Below are 7,023 nucleotides of genomic sequence, written 5' to 3'. Positions count from 1 at the left end.
GCGCTCGTGTCCTCGAATGGCATCCCGAACCTCCCGGCGCAAAGCGCGCCAAACTGTTCGCGATGTCCTCGCACACCTGTTCGCGATGTCTCCGGTCCAAACAGGGGGGAGATTGAATGTCACGTATCGTTTCGCCAATCGCGAATGTTGAAAGAGAGGCGAAGCTACCGATCTCCCCCTTTGAGGGGAAGATGGCCGGCAGGCCAGAGGGGGGTGCTGTCCCTCCAGCGTTTGAAGGATTTTGTACCTGAAGCGCACGCGCTCCAGCTGGACTCACCCCATCCGCCCGCGTGCTGCCACCGGCAGCGTTTCCAGCACCTTGTCGCCTTCGATCAGATGCACCTCGTCGAACAGGTTGGTGACGACGCAGCAATGGTCGGGCACGACGCGCACGCGCTCGCCGATGCGAAGCTCGGCGCCGCCTGACAGCGTGACGTTGCCGTGCTCTTCGCTGAGGCTGGTCACCCTTGCGCCTGAAATGCCCAGCAGCTCACCGAAATCGGCGAGCCCCAGTGTGTCGCTGGAGAGCGCCTTGCTGCCGGCGTCGAGGATGGCGCGTGTCGGCGTTGGGTGGCTGACCACCGTCGACAGCACCGTCAGTGCGCAATCGTCGAGGCTGCCGACGCCTTTGGCGACCTGGTAGCGGTCGAGATAGATGTAGGTGCCGGGCCGGTATTCGGTAACGACGCTATGCTCGCCGGAACGCCACATATCGGGTGTGCCGCCGCTGGAGATGCGCTCGCAAGCAAGGCCGGCTGCGGCAAGTGCTTGCTGCGCTTCGGCCAGCCACGCCTCGGTCTCGGCGGCGCGGCCGGCCCCCGGGTAGGTCATCAAGCCGCCGAAGACGAGCCCCCGGACCTTGTTGATCTCGCTCGCCAGCGCGACTGCCTCGCCGGCCGACTGCACACCGCAGCGGCCCATGCCGGTGTCGCATTCGACCAGCACCGGCAGGCGGTGGCCGGGATCGGTAAAGGTGGCGGCAAGCCCCATCAGCGTGTCCATGCTGTCCGTTGTCACCGACAGGGTTACGCGGCCGTGCAGCGCCTTGAGGCGCTCCAGCTTGGCCCGCCCGAGGATATTGTAGGGCAGAAAGATGTCGGTCAGTCCGGCGTCGGCCATGACCTCGGCCTCGCCGATCTTCTGGCAGGTGATGCCGACGGCGCCGGCCGCGATCTGCTTCTTTGCCCAGTAGGGCAGTTTGTGGGTCTTGATGTGCGGCCGGAGCTTCAGCCCATGGCTGTCGGCATGGGCCTGCGCCCGCGCGATATTGGCTTCGGCGCGGCCGGCATCGATCAGGATCGCCGGCGTATCGAGGTCGTCTATGCTGCGCATGGTCTCACCATTGGAAAATTGGTTGACCTTATGGCCCTGATCGGACCGCATGTCATGGGGCCAGCGACAGCAGTTTGCATCGACACCGGATGGACGTTCGGCTATTGCGGTTTGAGCAATCCCAGGAAAAGTGTGAAACGGTTTTCCGTCCGGAATTGCGTCCAAAGAAAGATAGAGCGGTTCGGCGTTCCGTGAAACGATGAACCGTTCTAGCGCTCGCAAAGCGACGGGAAGGAACCACGATCATGAAACGCTCCGCCATCAACGATATCATCCGCGACGCCGACGCCTTCATCCGCTCGTTCGGCTACATCATGCCGCCCTTCGCCTACTGGTCGCCGGAAGAGATGAAGGCGCGCCGGCAGGATTCGTCGGCAATCTTCTCGTCGCGGCTTGGCTGGGACATCACCGACTACGGCCAGGAGAAATTCGACGAGCTCGGCCTGTTCCTGTTCACCGTTCGCAACGGCCGCTACGAGGACATGAAGAAGGGCATGGGCATGCTTTATGCCGAAAAGATCATGATCTCGCGCAAGGATCAGCTGTCGCCGATGCACCGCCACAACATCAAGGCCGAGGACATCATCAACCGCGGCGGCGGCAAGCTGGTGCTGGAGCTGTTCATGCATGATCGCGATGGCGGCATCGATCCGAAGGCCGAAGTATCGGTCCCTGTCGACGGAACCATCCACAGGCTGCCTGCGGGTGGGCTGCTGAAACTCGACCCAGGCCAGAGCGTGACGCTGCTGCCGGGCGTCTGGCACGCCTTCTGGGCGGAGGGCAAGGACGTGCTGATCGGCGAGGTTTCGACCGTCAACGACGATCTCACCGACAATGTCTTTCGCGAACCAATCGGCCGCTTCGCGGACATTGACGAGGACACAGCACCGCTGCATCTGCTGGTGTCCGATTATGAGAAGTGGGTGGGATAGGGGAGGGTGGCATTTGAACCGAGGCTCATGAGAGGGGCTCATCAGGTTCGTCGGCGCCGCCCCTCATTGCCCTGCCGGGCATTTCTCCCCGTATAGTGACGGGGAGAAAGACGCTATCGCAGATGGTTTCGCAAACTGGCAGCGTTGCGGAATAGTGGTCGACATTGCGTCTATCTCCCTTCTCCCCGTCACTATACGGGGAGAAGGTGCCGGCAGGCGGATGAGGGGCAGCACCGATGCTTCTCGCTAGCTGCACCTGTTCGGCAACTGCTACCGCGCATGCTTGTCGGCCCTGCGGTTGCCGAGCAGCAGCTTGCGTTCGAGATGCGCCCGTAGCTCGCCGTAGTAAGCCGTCAGGAACGCGCGTGCGTCATGGGCTTGGGATGCCGCGCCGATCTTGCGTCCGATCGTTTCGGCCACTGTCCGCAGGGCGAAATAGTCATCGCGGCGCAGCACCTCCTCCAGCTTGTGGAGTTCGGCAATCCCGTAGGCATCGAGCTGGGCGTGGCTGAACCGGAAGGCGCCGGCCGCCGGATCCTGTCGTGCCGACAGGTCTTCAAGCAAGGCGCGCTTCGGCGCCTCTACCACCCAGGTCCCCGCCAACAGATCACCGATCCGCATGCGGTCGCGATTGAACAGCGGGAACAAGGCAAACAGCAGCGTCCACACCAGTCCGAACACCGTCGTCAGCGTGTCGGCGAGGTCGGTCCCGCTGCGTCCAACGATGATCGACAGCGGCAGGAACACCTCGATCTCGCGCATCAGGTTGCGGGCGATGACCTGGTCGATCGACAGGCCGTCTCCGCTGCGCGACGCGACCCGGATGCCGACGATCCGCTTGCCGGGCGTAGCCGCGCGCCGGCCCGCTTCGAAGACGATGAAGTAGGCGTTGCGCAGAAAGAAGATCAGGATGATCCAGACGACGAAGAGCGGCTGAAATCCCTCGCTGCCAAGGCCTCCCACCCCGAACAGCGCGACGATCGTGATCACGATTGCCGCCGCGGCGATGAACACGATGTCGAGCAGGAAGGCGGAGGCCCGCGTGCCGGCGTCGGCCAACTTTATCCGGAGATCGACGCCTTCGGGCGTGATCAGCGGCCGTACAGCCGCGAAGGCGGCGCGTTTAACGATCGCCATGCCGCACCGCCCGGAACAGGTAGAAATAACCGATCCACAGCACCAGCATGCCCCCGCCAATGCCGTAGCGCGTGACGTCGCTGGTGATGGTCTGCCTGCCAATGCCCTCGAGCAGCCCGGCAAACAGCAGCATGACCGAGACCCCGACCATGGCATTCGCGGCGATGCGTCCGGCGCGAGCCGCTGCCGCCATGCGTGTCAATTCGCCGGGAAAGGCGATGCTGGTGCCGATGCGCATGCCCGCCGCGCCGGCCAAAGAGATTGCGAACAATTCGGTTGTGCCGTGGATGGCCAGCCAGCCGCCGAGCTCCATGCCAAGCCCCTTGGACCAATAGACTTGGAACAACGCCCCGATCATGCAGCCGTTGTACAGCATCAGCAGCACCGTCGGCACCGCGAAGGCGAAGCCAAGGGCGAAGGCCAGGATTGCGACCTGGACGTTGTGCGTGAACAGATAGGCGGCAAAGCCTGAGAGAAAGCCATTGTCGCCATCATAAAGCATGCCTCGCAGCAGTTCGGCCGAGGTGTCGGGGCCGCGGCCTCCTGCGAGGCCGGGCGGGATGATCGCGTCGAACCAGCTCTTGTCGGATGCCACCAGCCAGGCGCCTGCACCAATGCCGATCACCATCAGCGCGACCGACGCCAATGTCTCGCGCCACAGGTCGCGAATGGCTTCGGGCCAGTCATGCAGGAAGAAATCGGCGAGGCGCTGCCGCAGCCCGCGGCGCGCGCCGTAGAGATAGAAATAACCGCGCAGCGACAGCGCTTCGAGATAGCCGACCAGCGCATTGTCGAGCGATGTCGCGCGCGCCACCGACAGGGAAGACAGCGCCGATCGATAGAGCAGCGGCAGCGACAGCAGCTCCTCTTCGGAAAGCGTCCGCGGCGCACGCCTCTCGACACGCGCCAGCAGCGCCTCGAATGCCTTCCAGTCGGCCTCGCGCTCGCGGCGGAAGCTGGCCAGCGACTGGCGTACCGCGTCGCCGCGCTCCGCATTGCCGCGTACCGGCGCCGTCACAGCAAATCCTCCTGCTTGAACTGCAGATAGCGCTCGACCAGCGCCGGACCGAGCCGGTTGTGGTCGGCTTCGATCACATGCGCCCCAAGCAGGCGCAGCCGGCCGATGACGACCTGCCTTTCGCGCAAGAGCCCTCCGGCAACGACCGCGCGGGCAACATCCTCGCCGGAGCGTGGCGGCAGGTCGGCCAGGCCCTCCAGTTCGGTGTCCTTCATCATCATGAACAGCACGAGATGCCGTTCGGTGAGCCGGCCCACGGTGCTCAGCATCAATTCCGCACTGATCGGATCGACGAAATCGGTGAAGATGATGACCAGCGAGCGGCGGTCGAGCCGCGCCGCCAGCGTCGTCAATGCCAGCGTGAAATTGGTCTCCTCGCTGGAGTAGTCGATCTCGGCGGCCCGTTTCTGGATCATCGCAAAGCTGGCGGGGCCGCGCACGGCGCCGCTCGAAACGCGCGGCCTTGCATCGAAGCCGAACAGGCTGACCATGTCACCGCCCTTCAGCGCGATGAATGCCGACAGCAGGGCGGCCGTCACCGCCCGGTCCACCTTCGGCACACCGTCGACCGGTTCGCACATCAGGCGTCCGCTGTCGATGGCCAGCACGATGTTGTTGTTCTCCTCGATGCGGAACTCGCGCGCCAACAGCTTGCCGTGGCGGGCGCTGCGCTTCCAGTCGATCATCCGCCGGCCCATGCCCGGCTGGTAATCCTTGAGCGCGTCGAACTCGCGGCCTTGACCGGCGCGGCGCTGCGCATGGCCTTCGGCAAGCGCCGCATGTTGCAGCAGCGTGATCGCCTCGCCGCGAGCGCTGCTGACGTCGGGCAGCACGGCAACCTTGCTTTCCACCGGCAGCACGACCTGGTTCCAGACCAGCCCGAACGGCCCGCGCCAGCGCACCCAGAGACGGTCGAAGCTGGCGACGCCGCGCCGCAGCGCCTGGAAGCGGAGGAAGAGCGACCCGCCTCCGGCGGTCGGCTGCAAGGCGCCGCCGCTGCCGCTCACCGGCGCCAGACGTGCATCGTGGCCGACGCGAGCCTCCGCGGCGCACGGCCCCGAGTGACGGGCGGTGATTTGCACGCTGAACTCGCCGCCGACACCGGCCTGCTGCGGCGCATCGATGCTGGCATTCAGCGATGCCCGTCCGCGTCCGGCCGCGGCATCCACCGCCAGGAAGGCAAGCAGCAGGCAACTCCACAGCAATCCCAGATACCAGAACGACGGCAATGCCAGCGCGACCAGGAAGGCCGGCACCGCGCCGGCCGCAGCTGCCCATACCGCTCGGCCGCTGGGATAGATCAACGTGGTGCTTCCGTCTGGTCGACCAGGTCGGAGACGATCTGCTCGACCAGCCGGCCATCGATCTGTGCGGCAGGCGAAAGGATGACGCGATGACGCAGCGCCGGCACCGCCAGCGCCTTGACATCGTCGGGGATCACATAGGCGCGTCCGTCCAGCGCCGCCCGGGCACGCGCCGCCCGCGCCAGCATGGCGCCGGCGCGCGGACTGGCCCCGACCTCCAGATCGGCATTTTCGCGCGTAGCCCGAACCAGCGCCGCTATGTAGCCGACGACATCGTCGACAAGGGTGACGGAGCCGACGGCTTCAAGGGCCTCCTGCAGCGTCTCGCGGTCCGTCTGCGCCTCGATGCCATATTGCGCGATGTCGTGCGAGGCGGAGCCGCCGCCATGATGGACGATGATGGCTCGTTCTTCCTCGGGGCCGGGATAGCTGACGCGGTGCTTGAACAGGAAGCGGTCGAGCTGCGCCTCCGGCAGCGGATAGACGCCCTGGTGCTCGATCGGATTCTGGGTCGCGACGACCATGAAATTGCGGCCGAGCGAATGCGTGGTGCCGTCGAAGGTGACCGCATGCTCCTGCATCGCCTCGAGCAGTGCGGCCTGCGTCTTGGGCGGCGTGCGGTTGATTTCGTCGGCAAGCAGGAGATCGCAGAAGATCGGGCCGCGCGTCAGCGTGAACTGCCCGGTCTGGAAGTTGTAGATGTTCGACCCGACGATATCGCCGGGCATCAGGTCCGGCGTGAACTGGATCCGCCCGTAGGCGATCCCAAGCGCCTGGGCGAAGCAGCGCGCGGTCATGGTCTTGGCCGTGCCCGGAGGACCTTCCAGCAGGATATGCCCGCCCGCAAACAAGGCGGTCAGCATCAGGTCGACCGTATCGTGCTGCCCGGTGATCGCCTTGGCCACTTCTTCCCTGATCCGTGTCGCCAGGGCCTTCACATCATCGACGTTCACCGAGCCTCCTTGCCGTCCAGTCATGCAGCCGTTCTGCTGCCTGTTGCATCTGTGTCAGATTCTTCGCCTCGCCGGCCGCTTGCGAGCGCGTCGTGAAGCCGCCGGCTTGCTCCTTATCGCGAGAGTCGAGCCAGTGGTCGAGCGCTTTGCCTTGCAACCCTTGCGGTGCCCCGAGCAGCGCGCCGGCGCGTACCCGCATCAAGGCCGCATAGCGGCCTCCCAGTTCGTCCAGCCGGCCGGCACGCCGCATGAGCATCGCCGTCGTATAGACCCCCGCCCCCGTTGCGGAAGGCAAAGCGGGGCGGGGGGGGGGTGGAGTTTAAACAAAAGAGCCGGGCCGCGCGATT

At 65.3% G+C, this 7,023-nt stretch carries 7 protein-coding genes; 1 reads left to right on the top strand and 6 read right to left on the bottom strand.

Annotation, left to right across the window (positions count from 1 at the left end; translation table 11 throughout):
- Positions 1-273 precede the first annotated feature (273 nt).
- On the bottom strand, positions 274-1,332 hold the full coding sequence (locus NKJ15_RS32625) for a D-TA family PLP-dependent enzyme (RefSeq protein WP_352449241.1): 1,059 nt from the start codon (positions 1,330-1,332) through the stop codon (positions 274-276).
- A gap of 245 nt (positions 1,333-1,577) precedes the next feature.
- Here NKJ15_RS32625 and NKJ15_RS32620 point away from each other — a divergent pair, with 245 nt between their 5' ends.
- The gene (locus NKJ15_RS32620) at positions 1,578-2,264 is read left to right on the top strand and encodes a D-lyxose/D-mannose family sugar isomerase (protein ID WP_023674428.1); all 687 of its coding nucleotides are present in this window, start codon (positions 1,578-1,580) and stop codon (positions 2,262-2,264) included.
- 270 nt (positions 2,265-2,534) lie between these two features.
- Here the strand turns inward: NKJ15_RS32620 and NKJ15_RS32615 are convergent, their stop codons facing one another.
- From NKJ15_RS32615 to NKJ15_RS32595, 5 genes are all read right to left on the bottom strand, one after another.
- Entirely contained in the window at positions 2,535-3,323 is a 789-nt protein-coding gene (locus NKJ15_RS32615; protein WP_352770148.1) for an RDD family protein, read from the bottom strand.
- 64 nt (positions 3,324-3,387) lie between these two features.
- Positions 3,388-4,419 carry a stage II sporulation protein M gene (locus NKJ15_RS32610; protein ID WP_352819804.1) on the bottom strand — a complete coding sequence of 344 codons (1,032 nt, stop codon included), beginning with the start codon at positions 4,417-4,419 and terminating at the stop codon, positions 3,388-3,390.
- Positions 4,416-5,723 carry a DUF58 domain-containing protein gene (locus NKJ15_RS32605; protein ID WP_352770142.1) on the bottom strand — a complete coding sequence of 436 codons (1,308 nt, stop codon included), beginning with the start codon at positions 5,721-5,723 and terminating at the stop codon, positions 4,416-4,418. Before NKJ15_RS32605 ends, NKJ15_RS32610 begins: the two co-directional genes overlap by 4 nt.
- A complete protein-coding gene (locus tag NKJ15_RS32600) occupies positions 5,720-6,676 on the bottom strand; it encodes an AAA family ATPase (RefSeq protein WP_352819802.1) in 957 nt (318 codons plus the stop codon). Before NKJ15_RS32600 ends, NKJ15_RS32605 begins: the two co-directional genes overlap by 4 nt.
- Positions 6,663-6,926, bottom strand: coding sequence for a hypothetical protein (locus tag NKJ15_RS32595; protein WP_352490116.1), 264 nt, complete (start codon positions 6,924-6,926; stop codon positions 6,663-6,665). The genes NKJ15_RS32600 and NKJ15_RS32595 overlap by 14 nt, the downstream gene beginning before the upstream one ends.
- Between the last annotated feature and the right edge of the window lie 97 nt (positions 6,927-7,023).

The organism is Mesorhizobium sp. M0207 (assembly GCF_040321995.1).
Taxonomy (GTDB): domain Bacteria; phylum Pseudomonadota; class Alphaproteobacteria; order Rhizobiales; family Rhizobiaceae; genus Mesorhizobium.
This window is presented reverse-complemented; position numbering and strand designations above follow the sequence as displayed.